The following is a 16,487-nucleotide window of genomic DNA, read 5'->3' as shown; positions in this document are numbered from 1 at the left end:
TGGGAAACGAGGTCGCCGCGCACGCGGTTGAGGTGATGTCACCGACGTACTTGGTATTCGCCTGGTCCGCGTGAAGCCGCGGCCGGTCAGGTCCGGGAACCGCGCCGCGCCGGGTCGGAGACGGCGGGAACACCGCCCTGCCTGTCACGAACCGGGCACTCCAGACGCAACGGGGGAGTGGTGGTCCCCAGCCGCCGCACGGCGTACGGGTGAGCCGCGACCATCAGGACCCGTTCGGCTGCCGGTGCCAAGTCGGCACTTCCCGGCCCGCCGAGGCGGGTCCGCTCAGCCGCGCTCCGCGGCCCTGGCCGCGTCCTCCTCGGTCTGGGCCTGCCCGGTGGCGAGAGTGCCGCCCGCGCTCTCCAAGTGGGCCCGCACGAACCACTGGAACTGTTCCAGGTCGCGCAACTGCTCGATGAGCAGGTCCTCGGTGGCGGTGTCGATGTCGCCCGCTTCCTTGATCGCGGCGCGGACGGCTTCGATCACTCCGGTGTAGACGAGGTCGAGCGCGCCCAGATGGGCGATCGCGTCGGCGCGGCCGATGGAGTAGTCGTCCCAGGTGCGCTCGTCGACCAGGGCGCCTGGTGTCCCCGGCGCGACGCCGCCGAGCGCGGCGATGCGTTCCGCCACGTCGTCGGCCATGTCCCGGACCCGGTCCACCTGCGGGTCGATCATCTCGTGCACGGCGATGAAGTGCGGCCCGACCACGTTCCAGTGCACGTGCTTGAGCGTCAGGTGCAGATCGTTGAGGGCGTGCAGGCGGAGCCGGAGCAGTCCGATCAGCCTGCCTGCCGCCTCGCGCTCGATGCCGGGCACCGTGTACTTCGGGGTCAGATCCTGCGCCATGGTTCACCTCGGTTCTCGGCGGAATATGGGGGCTTGCCCCACCACGGCTTCCCTGGTTCGCCCAGTTCAGACATGGGAGAGGAAGGCGCCGATCCGGTTCCGCGGCCACTGCGGCCGCCCGGGCCCGCGTCCCCGCGCATCGCGTGTTCCACGGGTCACGGCAGGAGGCGAGGCGACAGGCACCGTCGCTCGCGGGCCCCGGGGCGGTGCGTCCGCCGGCGTCGGTGGTGGTTTCGCGGGCAGAGGGGTAGTGGCGCGTGGTCAGAAGCTGTTCGAGTACGCATTCGGCGACGGTGCGGCCCGGTGGAGGGCCGGCATGGGGGGGGATACCGCATGGACGATTCGGATCAGGCGGCCGGACACGGGCCGCGGCCGCCGGCGAGAGACGGCGACGTGTTCACCGCCGACCACGAGGTGGGCCCGGACCTGCTCGAGGTGGACTGGGCGGCCACCCCGCTCGGCCCGCCTCGGGACTGGCCGCAGAGCCTGCAGACGGCCGTCAGCATTCTGCTGTCCTCCCGGTTCCCCATGTGGATGGCCTGGGGCGAGCAGCTGACCTTCTTCTGCAACGCCGCGTACCGGCGTGACACGCTCGGCCGCAAGTACCCATGGGCCCTGGGACGGCCCGCGAACGAGGTGTGGGCCGAGATCTGGGACGACATCGGCCCGCGCATCGAAGCGGTGCTCACCACCGGCGAGGCCACCTGGGACGAGGGCCTCCTGCTGTTCCTGGAGCGTTCCGGGTACAGCGAGGAGACGTACCACACCTTCTCCTACAGCCCGTTGCGCGACGACGCCGGCGCCGTCGTGGGCATGCTGTGCGTGGTCAGCGAGGACACCGACCGGGTGATCGGCGAGCGGCGCATGGCCACGTTGCGCGATCTGGGCTCGGACCCGAGCGTGATCCGCACCGAGGAGGAGGTGCTGGCCTTCGCAGACCGGCAACTGGACCGCAACCGGAAGGATCTGCCCTTCACCCTCACGTATCTCTTCGACGGATCCACCGCACGGCTGGCCGGCTCGACCGGCATCCCCGTCGCCCATCCGGCCGCGCCGGCCGTCCTCCGGATCGAGGACCCCGACAGCGCGTGGCCCGTCGCGGCGCCGGCCGCAGGGGAGACGGCCCTGGTGCCCCTCGCGAGCGACGCCCTCGCTGATCTGCCTGCCGGTGACTGGCCCGAACCACCCGTCGAGGCACTCGTGGTCCCCCTGCTGCAGCAGGGCAGCGTGCCCTACGGCTTCCTGGTGGCCGCCCTGAACCGGTACCGCGTACTGGACGAGGGCTACCGCGGGTTCGTCGAGCTGACCGCCGGGCACATCGCCTCCGGCATCGGCAGCGCCCGAAGCTACGAGGCGCAGCAGCGGCGGGCCGAGGAACTGGCCGAACTGGACCGGGCCAAGACCGTCTTCTTCTCCAACATCAGCCACGAGTTCCGGACCCCGCTGACCCTGATCATGGGACCCATCGAGGAACTGCGGACCCGGCTCGCCGGCGCCGAGGAGCACGTACGGCGGGAACTCGACCTCGTCCACCGCAACGGACTGCGCCTGGGGAAGCTGGTCAACACGCTGCTGGACTTCTCCCGGATCGAGGCCGGCCGCATGCAGGCCCGCTACGAACCGGTGGACCTGGCCGTGGTCACCGCGGAGTTGGCCAGCGTCTTCCGCTCGGCGATGGAGAGGGCCGGGCTCGCCTTCGACGTGGACTGCCCGCCCCTGGCGGAGCCGGTGTACGTCGATCGCGGCATGTGGGAGAAGGTGGTGCTCAATCTGCTGAGCAACGCGCTGAAGTTCACCTTCACCGGTTCGGTCCGTGTCGGCGTGCACCGGGACGGCACGGACGCCGTGGTCACCGTCACCGACACCGGTATCGGAGTCCCGGAGCCGGAGACGCCCCGGCTGTTCGAACGTTTCCACCGCATCGAGAACGCCCGCTCCCGCTCGAACGAGGGCAGCGGCATCGGGCTGGCCCTGGTGCGGGAGCTCGTCGGTCTGCACGGCGGGACCATCACGGCCGCCAGCCGAGAGGGGGAAGGCACCACCTTCACCGTCCGGTTGCCGTTCGGGAACGCCCATCTGCCCCCGGAGGCAGTGGTGTCCGAAGCGGCCGGCTCGTCGGCCCCGGTCACCGCCGACCCCTACGTCCAGGAGGCGCTGCGCTGGCTGCCGGAAAACGGCACCGGCACCGCGGACGGCAGCTCGGGAGTGCGGTCCGAGGCGGACGCCGTCGCGACCGGCTCCGGACCCGCGGCGGGCGCCCGGGTGCTGGTGGCGGACGACAACGCCGACATGCGCGAGTACCTCGCCCGCGTGCTCGGCCAGGCGGGTTACGAGGTCACCACCGTCACCGACGGGGTGGAAGCACTGCGCGCCGTCCGCCGGGACCTGCACGACCTTGTGGTCAGTGACGTGATGATGCCCCGGCTGGACGGGCTTGAGCTGGTGGCGAGGCTGCGCGGCGACACCCGTACCGCCTCGGTGCCGGTGCTGCTGTTGTCGGCCCGGGCAGGACAGGAGGCGTCGATCGAGGGGTTGCGGGCGGGCGCCGACGACTACCTGGTCAAGCCCTTCGCCGTCGCGGAACTTCTGGCCAGGGTGCGCGCGATCATTGAACTGGCCCGGCTGCGCGGCCATCACGTCCGGTGGCGGACAGCGCTCGTCGACTCCCTCCAGGAGGCGTTCTTCGTCTGCGACGAGTCCGGCGCCGTCGTGGAGATCAACACCGCCTTCACCGACATCCTCGGCTACGGCCCCGAGGAGTTGCCGTACACGTCGCCGCAGCCGTGGTGGCCGGACGCCGCCACCGGCCCCGAGGCGCACCGTCAGGTCGGTGACGCCTTCGCCGGTCTGCTGCGACGGGACCAGGGCTCCCATACCGTTCCCGTCACCCATCGCGACGGGCACCGCCTGTGGGTGGCCGTCACCTTCAACAAGGCCCAGGACCCCGACACCGGGCGCCGGGTCACCGTCGGCACCTTCCGTGACGTCACCGCGGAGCACTACGCGGTCCGGCGCGAGACGGCACTGGCCGCGCTGGGCACGACGCTCTCCCAGGCCGCCAGTCTGCCCGAGGCGCTGTCGGGTGCCCTCGTCGAACTCAGGACCCTGTGGCGCGCGCGGAGCGTGGTGGCCGCCCTGTTCGAACGCGGCGACGTACCGGCGGTCACGGCCGCGGAGGAGGACCTGAGGTGGGCGGACCTGCCCGCCGAGCGCCGGGACGCACTCGTGGCGTTGCGCCGCCAGACACCGTTGACGCCGGTCGCCGGGGACAGCGGTGCCGGGATCCTGTTGGAGCACCCCGACGGTCCCCTGGCCCTGTGGATCGATCTGGGCGAACACCGGCCCTTCACCCCCGAGGACCGGTTCCTGCTCTCGCTGCTGGCCGGACACCTCACCCAGGGACTGGTACGGGCGCACCAGATCGACCAGCAGCGCCGGACGGCGATCGCACTGCAACGCGCCATCCTGGGACCGGCCCGGCTCCCCGCCGGTTTCGCCGTGCGCTACGAGCCCGCGACCCGCCCGCTGGAGGTGGGGGGCGACTGGTACGACACCGTGGCGCTGGCTGACGGGCGGATCGGCATCGTCGTCGGCGACTGCGTCGGGCGGGGCCTGGAGGCGGCCAGCGTCATGGGGCAGTTGCGCAGCGCGTGCCGCGCGCTGATGCTGCAGGACCCCAGCCCGTCCCGGACGCTGATGGCCCTCGACCAGTTCGCCGCGAGTGTTCCAGGGGCCCTGTGCACCACCGTCTTCTGCGGTGTCCTCGATCCGGGCACGGGCGAGCTGACGTACTCCAGCGCCGGCCACCCGCCGGGCATCCTCGCACACCCGGACGGCGCCACCCGCCTGCTGGACGAAGGGCGTTCCCTGCCCCTGGCCGTGCGGCCGGGCAGAAGGCGTCCGGAGGCGGCGTGCACCCTGCCCGCGCGGGCCACGCTGCTGCTGTACACGGACGGACTCGTGGAACGCCGCGGTCGCCCGCTCAGCGCCGGGATCGACCAGGCCGGCGAAGCCGTGCAGAACGGTCGCGCCATGCCCGTCGACGACCTCGCCACCGAGGTGATGTCACGGCTCGCACCGGCCGGCGGTTACGACGACGACGTGGCGCTGCTGCTCTACCGTCATCCGACGCCGCTGGAGATGTCCTTCCCCGCTGAGTCGGCTCAACTGGCACCGGTCCGCAAGGCGTTGCGCAACTGGCTCGCGCGGTGCGATCTTCCTGCGAACACCGTGCAGAACGTCCTGGTCGCCGCGGGGGAGGCGTGCGCCAACGCCGTCGAGCACGGTCATCGGCACAACCCCGGTGAAGCCGTGCGGCTGCGCGCCGAAGCGCGCGCGGACGATTTGTGGCTGACGGTCGCCGACAGCGGCCTGTGGAAGGTCCCCGAACCCGAGGAGAACACCCACCGCGGCCGCGGCGTCGCCCTCATGCGCGCCATGATGCAGCACGTCACCATCACCCCCGGTCCGTCCGGCACCACCGTCGACATGCAGTTGAGGATCGATCGATGACCACTCCGCTCACCGTGACCCCCGGTCGGCGCCCGGACGGCACTCCCTGTCTCACCATCAGCGGCGAGATCGACATGAGCAACGCCGGCTCCCTGGACGACGCCCTCGTCGGCAAGCCGGGTCCCCTCGTCCTCGACCTGACCGCGGTGGAGTACCTCGACAGCGCCGGACTGAGCGTGCTCTTCGCCCACGCCGAGCGGCTGGAACTCGTCGTCACTCCCTTGCTGGAGCCGGTACTCACCGTCTCCGGCCTCGCCGATCTGGCCACGGTGCACCGTCCCGGCCCCGACGACTGAGGAGCGGGAGGGTGCACGGCGAGGTCTCCGACCGCGCCGGCCGCGTGACGACCGGTCCCGCGAGCCCCTGTCGCGTCCCGGAGCCGGACGACCGCCAGGCGGCGACAGATGGGCAGCCCACGGTCACCGCGGCGAAGCACGGCCCGTCGGTGAACCTCGCACATGTGCGCAGGCGTCGGACGCCCGCCGCGCCGTTCTACTTCCTGGGGGGCTTGACGGCGATGTCGAGGTAGAAGGCGTCGATGCTGCGGACGGCCGCCTCGAACTCCTCGAGGTTGACGGGCTTGGTGACGTAGGCGTTGGCGTGGTGATGGTAGGCGCCGGTGACGTCGTCGGGGGCGGCGGACGTGGTCAGGACGACGACCGGGATGGTGCGAAGTTCGGCGTCCTCCTTGACCACGGCCAGGAACTCGCGCCCGTTCATGCGCGGCATGTTCAGGTCGAGCACGATGAGGTCGGGGCGTGCGTTGTCCGGGTTGCGCAGGTAGTCGAGCGCCTCGATGCCGTCGGAGACCTGGGTGAGGTTGCGGGTACCGCGTTCGGTGAGGGCGTCCTGGATGAGCATCGCGTCGGCGATGTCGTCCTCGACCAGCAGGACGTCGTAGGGGCGGGTTGCGGCGGCAGCCATGATTCAGGTGCTCCGGTGTGGGGGGTGATGGATCGGGTTGGTTGTGCCGTTGGTGAGCAGACCGGGCCAGCGGCGCCTTGCTCCCTGCCGGCTCATGCTGACCGCCTGGCCGATCTCGGGGTATCCGGCTCCGCTCGCGGCGGCGGCATGCGCGGCCTGGTCCTCCAGGTGCCGGACTGCCTGCTTGACGTCGGTGAGGACCCGCAGGCGCAGCAGGGCGTGTCTGCGGGACTCGTCGGCCCTGTCGGTGAGTTCCGTCGGCGGGAGGGCGGTCTCCAGTGCAAGGCGCCGGGTGACCTCGTCCACCAGCCGGGCCACGAGCGCGGCCGTATCCTCGCCCGGGCGGCGGGGAGCGGGAGACGGATCAGGCATGGCGTCACTCTACTGCCCGGCACACCGCCGGACAACATACGTTGTCGACGCGCGGGTACAGTGTGCTTGCCGCCCACTGTTGCACGGCGGCAAGAAACGCCGTTCGAGGGAGAGAAGCCACAACGATGACAAGCAAGCCGTCGGATTCCCCGGGCGCGTTCGCCGGTTGGACGACCCGTCGCTGGCTGCGCGCGGGGGTGACCGGCGCGTTCGTCGTCCTGGCGGTGCTGGGGTCCCTGGGCGGCTGGGCCATGTGGCGCACGTCGCAGATCACGGCTTCGCTGGTCGACCGGCGCACCCCGGCACTGGTCGCCGCCATCCGTCTCGAATCGGCTCTGGTCAACCAGGAGACCGGCATCCGCGGCTACGGCGTGTCAGGCCAACGGGACTTCCTTCAGCCCTACACCCAGGGCGTGACCGACGAACAGACGGCACTCAAGCTCCTGCGGCCCCTGCTCAGCGGCGACAGTCAGGCGCTCGCGGACCTGGCCGAGGTCGAGGGGCACGCCGACGCCTGGCAGCAGCACATAGGCGGGCCCGTCGCGGCGGCTCCCCCCGCGGAGGCAGCGAAGATCGCCGAGGCGCGGGCCGACGAGGGCAAGGCGGACTTCGACGCACTGCGGCGGGCGTTGGAGCGCCAGCAGGCTCGGCTGCAGCAGGAGCGGGTGGCGGCGACGCGCGAGCTGCGGGACGCGGTGAACCTGCGGAACTGGATGTTCTCCGTCATCAGCCTGGTCATCCTCCTGGTCGCGGTGCTCGTCTTCGAGGCCCTGCGCCGGGGTGTCACCGGCCCGCTCGGGCAGCTGGGCTCGGCCGCGCGCGAGGTCGCGCAGGGCCGTTTCGACCGCTCCCTCGTCGGCACCGGCCCCGCCGACCTGCGCCGACTGGCTGCCGACCTGGACTCCATGCGCCTGCGGCTGGTGGAGGAGCTGCGCTTCAGCGAAGGGGCGCGCAGGCTGCTGGACGAGCAGGCCGAGGACCTGAAGCGGTCGAACACCGAGCTGGAGCAGTTCGCCTACGTCGCCTCCCACGACCTGCAGGAGCCCCTGCGCAAGGTGTCCAGCTTCACCCAGCTGCTGCAACGCCGCTACGGCGGACAACTGGACGAGAAGGCCGACCAGTACATCGCCTTCGCCGTCGACGGTGCCAACCGCATGCAGACCCTCATCAACGACCTGCTGGCCTTCTCCCGGGTCGGCCGCGTCCACAACGAGCACCAGACCGTGGACCTGGAGGACGTGTTCGCCAGGGCGCTGGACGACCTCAGTGTGAGCGTCGAGGAGGCCGGTGTGGCCGTCTCCCACGACGCCCTGCCCACCGTCGTCGGCGACCGGACCCAGCTGGGCATGCTGTGGCAGAACCTGCTGTCCAACGCGGTCAAGTTCCGCAGCCCCGACCGGCCGCCGCGGATCCACGTCGGCGCCGTGTGCGACGAGGGGGTGTGGGAGTTCACGGTCACCGACAACGGCATCGGCATCGCGCCGGAGTTCCGGGAGAAGGTCTTCGTCCTCTTCCAGCGGCTGCACACCAAGGACACCTACCCGGGTACCGGAATCGGCCTCGCGATGTGCAAGAAGATCGTGGAGTTCCACGGCGGCACGATCAGGATCGACCCGGACTACCGGCTCGGTACCCGCGTCGTCCTCACCCTCCCCGCTCTCGCGGCCGCGACGGCTGCCCCGGACAGAGAGACACAGCCGTGACCGCTCCAGCCGCAGGCCAGGACGAGCAGTACGCCCTGCTTCTGGTGGAGGACGACGACGGGGACGCCCTCCTGGTCGAGGAACTCCTGCACGACACCGACCTGCCGCACTCCCTGACACGGTGCCGCACGGCCGCCGACGCGCGCCGGGCGCTGGAATCGGGCCCCGTCGACTGCGTCCTGCTCGATCTCCACCTGCCGGACGCCGCGGGGGTGGAGACGGTGCACGCGATCCAGTCGGACACTCACGCCGCCATCATCGTGCTGACCGGACTGGACGAGGCCCGCGCGGGCGTCGACGCCCTCGCCGCCGGCGCCCAGGACTACCTGGTCAAGGGCAACGTCGAAGCGGAACTGATGCAGCGGGCCGTCCGTTACGCCGTCCAGCGCAAGCAGGCCGAACGGGCCAACGCCGCCCTGCAGATCGGCCGCCTGCGCGCGGAGGAGAACGCGCGCCTGGAACGCGGGCTGCTGCCCGAACCGCTGCTGTCCACCACCGCCGTCACCGCCTCCAGCCGCTACTACCCCGGTCGGGCCCAGGCGTTGCTGGGCGGCGACTTCCTCGATGTCGTCCAGACCGACGACGGCCAGGTTCACGCCATCGTCGGCGACGTCAGCGGCCACGGTCCCGACGCCGCCGCCCTCGGTGTCTGCCTCCGCATCGCCTGGCGCGCACTCATCCTCGGCGGCCACCGCGACCAGGACCTGCTCCGCCTGCTGGAACAGATACACATCGCCGAGCGCGTGGGCAGCGACCTGTTCACCACCTGCGCCCTGATCACCCTGGACCCGGCGGCCGCCACGCTCACCCTGCACCTGGCCGGGCATCACGAACCCCTCGTCACCACCCCTGACGGCACCCGGCAGGTCAGGGCCGCCCACGGCATCGCACTCGGCATCGCACCCGGACTCGGCCACTGGCCCGGTACCACACTGGACCTGCCCGCCGAAGGCGCGCTCATCGCCTACACCGACGGTCTCATCGAGGGTTTCGCCGACGCCACCGGCACCAGGCTCGGCGTGGACGGCCTGCTGCGCATCATCGACACCCTGCGCGCGCCGGATCCCGGTACCCACCTCGACGAACTCATCGCCCGCACCCGGGCGCTCAACGCGGACCGCCACACCGACGACCTCGCCGTGCTCCGCTTGGACTGGAAGACAGGGGTGTCCGGCCGTACCGCCAGTGTCGGGCGCACCCGGTCGTCGTCATGACCCGGCTGGTCGGCTCGGTCCCCGGCCGCGCGGAGCCGACGGCAGCCGCGACGGACGCGATCCCCGGGGGTTGAGAAGAGTACGGTCACGGACGCCGAAGTGATGCGAACGGGCGCGGGACCCGACCCGATCCGGCGTTGCCGGCCGCGCGAGCTCTCAGGAACCCTGCTTGTCGCTGGTGGCTGTGCCGGGAGTGATGGTGATGGCGGTGTGCAGTCCCAGTCGGGTCAGCAGGGAGTACAGGTGCTCGTTGACCTCCGACAGCGTCAGTGAGCCGCCCACGGCATCCAGGCGCTGGTACCAGACGACGATCGCGCTGATGCCGGTGGAGTCCAGGTAGAGGGTGCCGGAGCAGTCCAGCGTCAGGTGCCGGCAGCCTTCGTCGATCATGCGGTCGCCCACCGCCCGCAGGCCGGGCGTGCTGTGGAGATCCACGTCCTCCGGCAGCTGTGCGACGACTCGGTCACCGGCCCGCTCGGTAACATGCAGCACCGCCGTCACCTCCGGTTTGCTCGGTGGAATGTCGGCCGCCGAACCTGTCGGCGGCGTTTCGTGGTCCGTCCACCAGGCTAGCGGTCCCCGCGCCGGGCGAACTGCGCTGCCGCCTGGACTGCTTGCAACCGCGGGCGCATTGCGGGACTGTTGCCTCAAGACATCTGTTTCCCAGGACAGGAAGGTGGTGAGGTGCGCGCCGTGCGTGCCTCCGTTTGTGACTGCTTCCCCCGGTATCTCCGCCCGTCCGCCCGATGCCGGCCGCCTGGTCGGTGCGACGTGGACTGAGGCCCCCTATCCCGTTCTGATCGTCGACAGGCACGGCGGCATCGTCGAGATCAATGCGTCCGCCCGGGCCCTTCTGCCCGCAGCGGCGAGCGGCGACCCGTTGCGCGAGCACGTCCCGGCCTGGCTCGCCGGTGCTCACCAGCGTGTTGCCTGCGGGCCGCGCGACAGCTCGGCCGGCCCGCTGAGCGGACCGATCAACGGGCGCCACTACGAAGCGCATCCCACCGCTGCCGACGCCGGACAGGTGGTGTGGTGGCTGGTCGACGACACCGACCGCCGCCTCGCCGAGACCGCGCTGAGCGAAGCGCGGACGCGGACGGAGATCCTCTCGGACGTCTCCAGCACACTGCTGTCCACCCTGAACGTGTCCCGCTGCATGGAGGTGGCCGCGTCCCTGGCCGCGGAACACCTCGCCGACGCCGCCGTCCTCGTCGCTCCGTCGCAGGGGCGGCGGTATCCGTTGACCTACGCCAACCGGGGCGGCCCCGTCAGCCAGGTCGCGCGGCAGGTCGATGTGGCCGGTGTGCCGGGGCTGGCGGAGGCGCTCCAGGGCTTCCCGCCCGTGCCGGCCCGCTGGATCGACCCCGCCGACCTGCCCGACTGGGTGCTCCCGGACGGCTTCGCCGGACCGGTCGGGTCCGTGATCGTCGCTCCGCTCCCCGGCCACGGCGTGCCCGCCGGAGCCCTGGTGCTGCTGCGCTCCAGCGTCGAGCAGTGCTTCACCGACGGGGAGGAGGTCTTCGCGCGCCTCTTCGCCGCCCGTGCCGGCGCGGCCCTGTCCGCCGCCCGCCTCTACGCTGAACAGGCCACCGTGACCGCCACCCTGATGCGTGAACTGCTGCCGCCTCGGCTGAGCAGGGTGCACGGGGTGGACTACGCCGGCGGCTACCGTGCCGCGAAGGACCACGAGCGGGTCGGCGGGGACTTCTACGACGTCCACCCGGGCCCCGACCCCTCCCAGGACACCTTTGTCGTCCTGGGCGACGTCGCGGGCAAGGGGCTGGACGCGGCGGTGCTCACCGGCAAGATCCGGAACACGCTGCACGCGCTGCTGCCGCTCAGCGACGACCATCAGCGGGTGCTCAATCTGCTCAACGGGGCCCTGCTCACCTCCCACCACACCCGCTTCGCCACCCTGGTGCTCGCCTCCGTCCGCCGCCGCGGCACCCGAGCCCTGGTCCGGCTGACCAGCGCCGGACATCTGCCCCCGCTGATCGTTCGCGCCGACGGCACGGTGGAGGAGGCGGCCACGCACGGCACCCTGGTCGGTGCCCTGCCGACGGTCACGGCCGACACGGTGGAGACGACGCTGGCGCCGGGAGAGACATGCCTGCTCTACACCGACGGCATCACCGAAGCGCGCGGCGGCCCGCTGGGCGACGAGTTCTTCGGCGAGCACCGCTTGCGGCGGGCGCTGTCCGAGTGCGCGGGTCTGCCGGCGGAAGCGGTTGTGGAACGGGTGCAGATGCTGGCCTCCCAGTGGGTCGGCGGAGGCCGTCACGACGACATGGCCGCTGTCGCCGTCAGCGTCCCCAGAACAGGTCCGTTGACCGTCCTCAACGGAACGGGCGGGCGAGGCGGCGGGAGGAACACGTGAGCCCCTCGGACGCGACGGCAGAGCTGTCCGACCGGCTGTGGCAGGCTGTCGTCGACGGCGACGAACACCGCGCCGCCGGCCTCGTCCACCAGGCGGCGGCCGACGGCGTGGACGAGGAGAGGCTGCTGCTGGACGTGATCGCGCCCGTCCAGGAGAAGGTCGGTCTCGAGTGGGCCGCCGATCGCATCACCGTGGCTCAGGAGCACGCCGCCACCGCCATCAACGAGCGGATCGTCGCCTCGCTCGCACACCGTCGCCCGACGCGCGAACCCCGCAAGGGCCGGGTGACAGTCAGCTGCATCGACGGTGAATGGCATGCCTTCCCCGCCCGGCTCGTCACCGAGGTCCTGGTCCTGCGCGGCTGGCAGGTCGACTACCTCGGCGCCCAGACCCCCACGCCGCATCTGGTGGCGCACCTGCACCACACCGACCCCGGCGCCGTCCTGCTGTCCGGCTCCGTCCCCACCCACCTGCCGGCCGCTCACGCTGCCATCACCGCCTGTCAGGCCATAGGCGTCCCCGTCCTCGCCGGCGGCCGCGCCTTCGGCCGCGACGGCCGTCACGCCCGGGCGCTGGGCGCCGACCAGTGGGCGGCCGACGCCCGCGGGGCGGCCGCCGTGCTCCAAGCGGGCATCGAGCGGCCCGGGCCGGCCACGATCCGTCAAGTGGCGGACGATCTGCCGCACTTGGCCGACCAGGAATACACGATGGTCGTCCTGTCCCGCCCGCGGCTCGTCAAGCAGACCCTGGCCGACCTCGAAAGCCGCTTCCCGGCCATGCGCGCATACACCGACGCGCAGCGCGAGCGCACGGCCGAGGACGTCGCTCACATCATCGACTTCCTGGCCACCGCCCTCTACGTCGACGACCCCGACGTCTTCACCGAGTTTCTCGGTTGGACGGCCGACGTCCTCGAAGCCAGGCACGTGCCTGCCCACTCCGTGGTGGCCGGCCTCGACGCCCTTGCCGAGCAGCTGCGCGAGTTCCCCCGCACCGTCGGCTTGCTCCACTCGGGCAGAGTCGCCCTGCGCGGCGGTCCCATCCACCCTGTCCCCGACCCCGACATCCACGCATGACCGATATGTCTTCACCTGAATTCAGCGTCACCGTCTTCCGCGAGTCCACCACCCTGACCGTGTGGGTGGGCGGCGAGCTCGACTACGACACGAGCGACGGCCTGGTCGACATGGTGGTCCGGCACCTCACGGCCGAGTCCGTCCGGCTCAGCGACGTACGCCTGGACTTCCGTGATCTGACCTGGATCGACTCCACGGGCCTGTCCGCCCTGCTGATGATCCACCGCCGGACCGCCGCCGTCGGCGCGACTCTGCACCTGGACCGTCGGCCGGACTTCCTGGACCGCATGCTCCACCTCACCAACGTGCTGAACCACCTCACCGCGCCGACCAGCCGCGCGGACCCGCACGAGCATCAGGAGGGCGACGGTTACACCGGCGCGGGCGCCACCTGACCGGCACGCTCATGGCCGGCGAGCGTCATCGCCGTCCTCGTGTCCGACGCTGAGGTCGGTCCGGGCGCGATCAGTCCTCTGATCGGTGCAGGCTCAGGTGGGCGACGACCTGTTTGCCGGTTCCCGGGTCGACGGTGTACAGCCGGTCGCAGAGCCGTGTGATCAGGCGGAGGCCGTGTCCGCCGACGCGCCCGGGGTCGGGCGACTGCAGACGCGGCGGGTCAGGGGAGCTGTCGCGCACCGCTATCCGCAGTTCGGCTCCGTCGGGCGCGACCTCCAGAAGGAGAGCGCCGGGGCCGGGTGCGTGACGGACGGCGTTGGTGACCAGCTCGCTGACGACGAGCTGGGCGTCCTGGCTCGACCGCTGGTCGGGGCGGTGCCCTGCCTGGGCCAGCAGCGCGCGTACGGCGTGCCGGGCATCTGCGATCAGGCCTTCGGTGCCGCCCCAGACTGCGCTGTACCGCCACTGCGCCGGGGGGACCGGGCGGTCCGACGACTCCTTGCTGAGCGGGGTGACCATAACCGTGATCCCGTGGTTGTGCCTTGCCTGTTCATTGCTTCCTGTGGTTGGCGCGTCAGGTCGCCTACCCGCTGGCGTCTCCTTCATGAACGCGGGCCTCAGCCGGTGAGGGAGGAGCCCGTGTCAGCGATCGTGAAGTAGCTGATCGCCCCGCTGAGGGTCAGCAGCCGGCTGACCGTCGCGGGAAGGGGGCCGAGGAGAACGAGTTGCCGGCCGCCGGACTCGTGTCGGCGCCTGGCGTCCAGAAGAGCGTTGAGGAGCATGCTGTCGGCGAAGGTGACCTGGGTCAGGTCGATCGCGGTGGTGGGCAGTGCGGCTCGGTCGGCCGCATCCCAGGCCGTCGCGAACTCCTCCGTGTCATCGTGGTCCGTCTCACCGCGCACCGTGATCACGAAGACCTGCTCATGGCGGGTGAGGTGCACCTTCTGCTCGGGGGCTGCATGCATGGACGACATCCTCACACCGTCGGGCGAGAGCTCACCAGCCACGTCGGCGGCAGGCCGGCAGTAAGTCTTGTCACACCTCAGGGGCGGTCGGCGTGCGGGTGACGGGTCCGGCGGCGTTCGGCTCCCAAGTCGGCGAAGTAGGCGACCAGGTCCGGGTTGTCGACCGCGGAGGGTTGGAGGACCTGCTCGGCGGGCGCGCCCTGGAGCAGGCGCTTGACCGGGACCTCGAGTTTCTTGCCGGTTCTGGTGTGCGGGACGGCGGGTACGGCGAGGATCTCGTCGGGTACGTGGCGGGGCGAGGCGCCGGTGCGGACGGCGTCGCGGATCTTCTCGCGCAGGGTGTCGTCCAGCCTGACACCGGGCGCGACGAACAGTGGCATCCAGTAGCCGCCGTCGGGTTCCTCCGCGCCGATGACGAGGGCTTCGGTGATCTCGGGGAGGCGTTCGACGATGTCGTGGATGTCGGCGCTGCCCAGGCGTACGCCGTTGCGGTTGAGGGTGGCGTCGGAGCGGCCGTGCACGATCACCGAGCCGTGGGAGGTGAGGGTGACCCAGTCGCCGTGCCGCCACACGCCCGGGTAGGCGGTGAAGTAGGCGTCGCGGTAGCGGCTGCCGTCGGGGTCGTTCCAGAAGCGCAGCGGCATGGAGGGCATCGGGCGGGTGACGACCAGTTCGCCGACCTGATCGACGACCGGTCGTCCCGCGCCGTCGTACGCCGCCAGTGCCACGCCGAGGTTGGGCGCGGACAGCTCGCCTGCCCAGACGGGGGTGGTGGGGGCGCTGCCGGCGAAGGCGGAGACCACGTCGGTCCCGCCGCTGGTGGAAGCGAGCTGGACGCCCTCGCCGACGTGGTCGCGGACCCACGGGTAGGCGGAGGCGGGCAGGGTGGAGCCGGTGCAGCCGATGGCGCGGACGGCCGAGAGGTCGTGCACGACGGGTTCGATGCCCAGCTTGGCCATGGCCAGCAGGTACTGGGGACTGGTGCCGAAGACGGTGACCTGGTGCCGGGCCGCCAGCTCCCACAGGACGTCCGGGCGTGCGGCCGGCGCGGGGCTGCCGTCGTAGGTGCAGGTGGTGGCGCCGGTCAACAGGGTGGAGACGACCAGGTTCCACATCATCCAGTGCGTGGTGGTGTACCACAGCAGGCGGTCGCCGGGGCCGAGGTCCGAGTGCAGGCCGAGGGTCTTGAGGTGTTCGAGCAGGACGCCGCCGTGGCCGTGGACGATCCCTTTGGGCAGTCCGGTGGTGCCGGAGGAGAACACGATCCACAGCGGGTGGTCGAACGGCACCGGCGTGATCCCGAGGTGCTCGGTGCGGCCGGCCGCGTCCTCCCAGGCAACCGTCGGTCCCGCGGCCCGGGGCGCGGACCACGCAAGGCCCAGGTGGTTCACGAGAACCGTGGCCTTCAGGGTCGGGAGGGCGTCGGCCAGTTCGAGAGCGGCTGTACGGCGGTCGTGGCGGGTGCCGTTGAAGAGGTACCCGTCCGCCGTGATGAGCACCGCGGGTTCGAGCTGGGCGAAGCGGTCGGCGGCGGCCTTGGGTGCGTAGTCCTGGCCGCACACCGACCACACGGCGCCCAGACCGGCCGTGGCGAGGAAGGCGATGACGGCGTGGGGGGTGTTGGGCAGATAGCCGACCACCCTGTCGCCCGGTCCGACGCCCAGGTCGCGCAGGGTGGCCGCGACCGAGGCGACCTGGGCGCGCAGCTGCCGGCCCGTGATCTCGTAGCCGGCTCCGGTCTCGTCCAGTGCGGTGATCGCGGGGGCGTCCGGGTGCAGGTTGCGCAGTGCGTGGTGGGCGTAGTTGAGGGTGGCGCCGGAGAACCAGCGGGCGCCGGGCATGGTCTCCTCGGTGAGCACCCGCTCGTACGGAGTGGTGGCGTCGATGTCGAAGTACTCCCAGACCGCGGCCCAGAACCCTTCCAGGTCGGTGACGGACCAGTGGTGCAGGGCCTGGTAGTCGGTGGGGTCCTGGATCGTTTCGGCGCCCTGGTGCCGGGCGGCCCAGCGGGCGAAGTCCGCGATGCGGCTGCCGGCGGCCACTTGCGGGTCGGGCGGAAGGAAGGGCGCCGGGACGGGGGTGGAGTGCGGGGTGGTCATGGT

General features: G+C 71.5%; 14 protein-coding genes. 7 read left to right on the top strand and 7 right to left on the bottom strand.

What is annotated here, in order from left to right:
• Nucleotides 1-285 precede the first annotated feature (285 nt).
• Nucleotides 286-846: a DNA starvation/stationary phase protection protein Dps gene (gene dps, locus BLW82_RS10920; RefSeq protein ID WP_093498601.1), complete on the bottom strand. Its 561-nt coding sequence runs from the start codon at nucleotides 844-846 to the stop codon at nucleotides 286-288.
• Between the two features lie 333 nt (nucleotides 847-1,179).
• Here dps and BLW82_RS10915 point away from each other — a divergent pair, with 333 nt between their 5' ends.
• Nucleotides 1,180-5,358 carry a SpoIIE family protein phosphatase gene (locus BLW82_RS10915; RefSeq protein WP_093498600.1) on the top strand — a complete coding sequence of 1,393 codons (4,179 nt, stop codon included), beginning with the start codon at nucleotides 1,180-1,182 and terminating at the stop codon, nucleotides 5,356-5,358.
• Nucleotides 5,355-5,654 (top strand): STAS domain-containing protein, encoded by a 300-nt coding sequence (locus tag BLW82_RS10910; protein ID WP_093498599.1) that lies wholly within the window; start codon nucleotides 5,355-5,357, stop codon nucleotides 5,652-5,654. The genes BLW82_RS10915 and BLW82_RS10910 overlap by 4 nt, the downstream gene beginning before the upstream one ends.
• 196 nt (nucleotides 5,655-5,850) lie before the next feature.
• Here the strand turns inward: BLW82_RS10910 and BLW82_RS10905 are convergent, their stop codons facing one another.
• Both BLW82_RS10905 and BLW82_RS10900 read right to left on the bottom strand, forming a co-directional pair.
• The gene (locus BLW82_RS10905; RefSeq protein WP_093498598.1) at nucleotides 5,851-6,282 is read right to left on the bottom strand and encodes a response regulator; all 432 of its coding nucleotides are present in this window, start codon (nucleotides 6,280-6,282) and stop codon (nucleotides 5,851-5,853) included.
• A 3-nt stretch (nucleotides 6,283-6,285) separates the two neighbouring features.
• On the bottom strand, nucleotides 6,286-6,654 hold the full coding sequence (locus tag BLW82_RS10900) for a hypothetical protein (RefSeq protein WP_256215750.1): 369 nt from the start codon (nucleotides 6,652-6,654) through the stop codon (nucleotides 6,286-6,288).
• Nucleotides 6,655-6,779: 125 nt separating this feature from the next.
• Between BLW82_RS10900 and BLW82_RS10895 the strand changes: the two genes are divergently transcribed.
• Together BLW82_RS10895 and BLW82_RS10890 are read left to right on the top strand one after the other, a co-directional pair.
• Nucleotides 6,780-8,357 carry a sensor histidine kinase gene (locus tag BLW82_RS10895; protein WP_093498596.1) on the top strand — a complete coding sequence of 526 codons (1,578 nt, stop codon included), beginning with the start codon at nucleotides 6,780-6,782 and terminating at the stop codon, nucleotides 8,355-8,357.
• A complete protein-coding gene (locus tag BLW82_RS10890; protein ID WP_093498595.1) occupies nucleotides 8,354-9,571 on the top strand; it encodes a PP2C family protein-serine/threonine phosphatase in 1,218 nt (405 codons plus the stop codon). The genes BLW82_RS10895 and BLW82_RS10890 overlap by 4 nt, the downstream gene beginning before the upstream one ends.
• Before the next feature lie 156 nt (nucleotides 9,572-9,727).
• On the opposite strand, the gene BLW82_RS44365 is transcribed toward BLW82_RS10890, so the two are convergent.
• Nucleotides 9,728-10,063 carry an STAS domain-containing protein gene (locus BLW82_RS44365; protein ID WP_177232914.1) on the bottom strand — a complete coding sequence of 112 codons (336 nt, stop codon included), beginning with the start codon at nucleotides 10,061-10,063 and terminating at the stop codon, nucleotides 9,728-9,730.
• A gap of 217 nt (nucleotides 10,064-10,280) precedes the next feature.
• Between BLW82_RS44365 and BLW82_RS44360 the strand changes: the two genes are divergently transcribed.
• The 3 genes from BLW82_RS44360 to BLW82_RS10875 are packed head-to-tail and all read left to right on the top strand — an operon-like array spanning nucleotide 10,281 to nucleotide 13,419.
• Nucleotides 10,281-11,948: a PP2C family protein-serine/threonine phosphatase gene (locus BLW82_RS44360; RefSeq protein ID WP_371131487.1), complete on the top strand. Its 1,668-nt coding sequence runs from the start codon at nucleotides 10,281-10,283 to the stop codon at nucleotides 11,946-11,948.
• Complete coding sequence (locus tag BLW82_RS10880; protein WP_177232912.1) at nucleotides 11,945-13,024, top strand: cobalamin B12-binding domain-containing protein; 1,080 nt, start codon at nucleotides 11,945-11,947, stop codon at nucleotides 13,022-13,024. Before BLW82_RS44360 ends, BLW82_RS10880 begins: the two co-directional genes overlap by 4 nt.
• Entirely contained in the window at nucleotides 13,021-13,419 is a 399-nt protein-coding gene (locus BLW82_RS10875; RefSeq protein ID WP_218162367.1) for an STAS domain-containing protein, read from the top strand. Before BLW82_RS10880 ends, BLW82_RS10875 begins: the two co-directional genes overlap by 4 nt.
• A 70-nt stretch (nucleotides 13,420-13,489) precedes the next feature.
• On the opposite strand, the gene BLW82_RS10870 is transcribed toward BLW82_RS10875, so the two are convergent.
• From BLW82_RS10870 to BLW82_RS10860, 3 genes are all read right to left on the bottom strand, one after another.
• A complete protein-coding gene (locus BLW82_RS10870) occupies nucleotides 13,490-13,939 on the bottom strand; it encodes an ATP-binding protein (RefSeq protein WP_093498591.1) in 450 nt (149 codons plus the stop codon).
• Between the two features lie 98 nt (nucleotides 13,940-14,037).
• A complete protein-coding gene (locus BLW82_RS10865) occupies nucleotides 14,038-14,385 on the bottom strand; it encodes an STAS domain-containing protein (protein WP_256215749.1) in 348 nt (115 codons plus the stop codon).
• A 77-nt stretch (nucleotides 14,386-14,462) separates the two neighbouring features.
• On the bottom strand, nucleotides 14,463-16,484 hold the full coding sequence (locus tag BLW82_RS10860; RefSeq protein WP_093498590.1) for an acetoacetate--CoA ligase: 2,022 nt from the start codon (nucleotides 16,482-16,484) through the stop codon (nucleotides 14,463-14,465).
• Nucleotides 16,485-16,487 lie beyond the last annotated feature (3 nt).

It is taken from the genome of Streptomyces sp. Ag109_O5-10, from assembly GCF_900105755.1.
In the GTDB taxonomy this organism is placed as follows: domain Bacteria; phylum Actinomycetota; class Actinomycetes; order Streptomycetales; family Streptomycetaceae; genus Streptomyces.
Note: the sequence above shows the minus strand (reverse complement) of the source record. Positions and strands in the feature narration are given on the sequence as shown.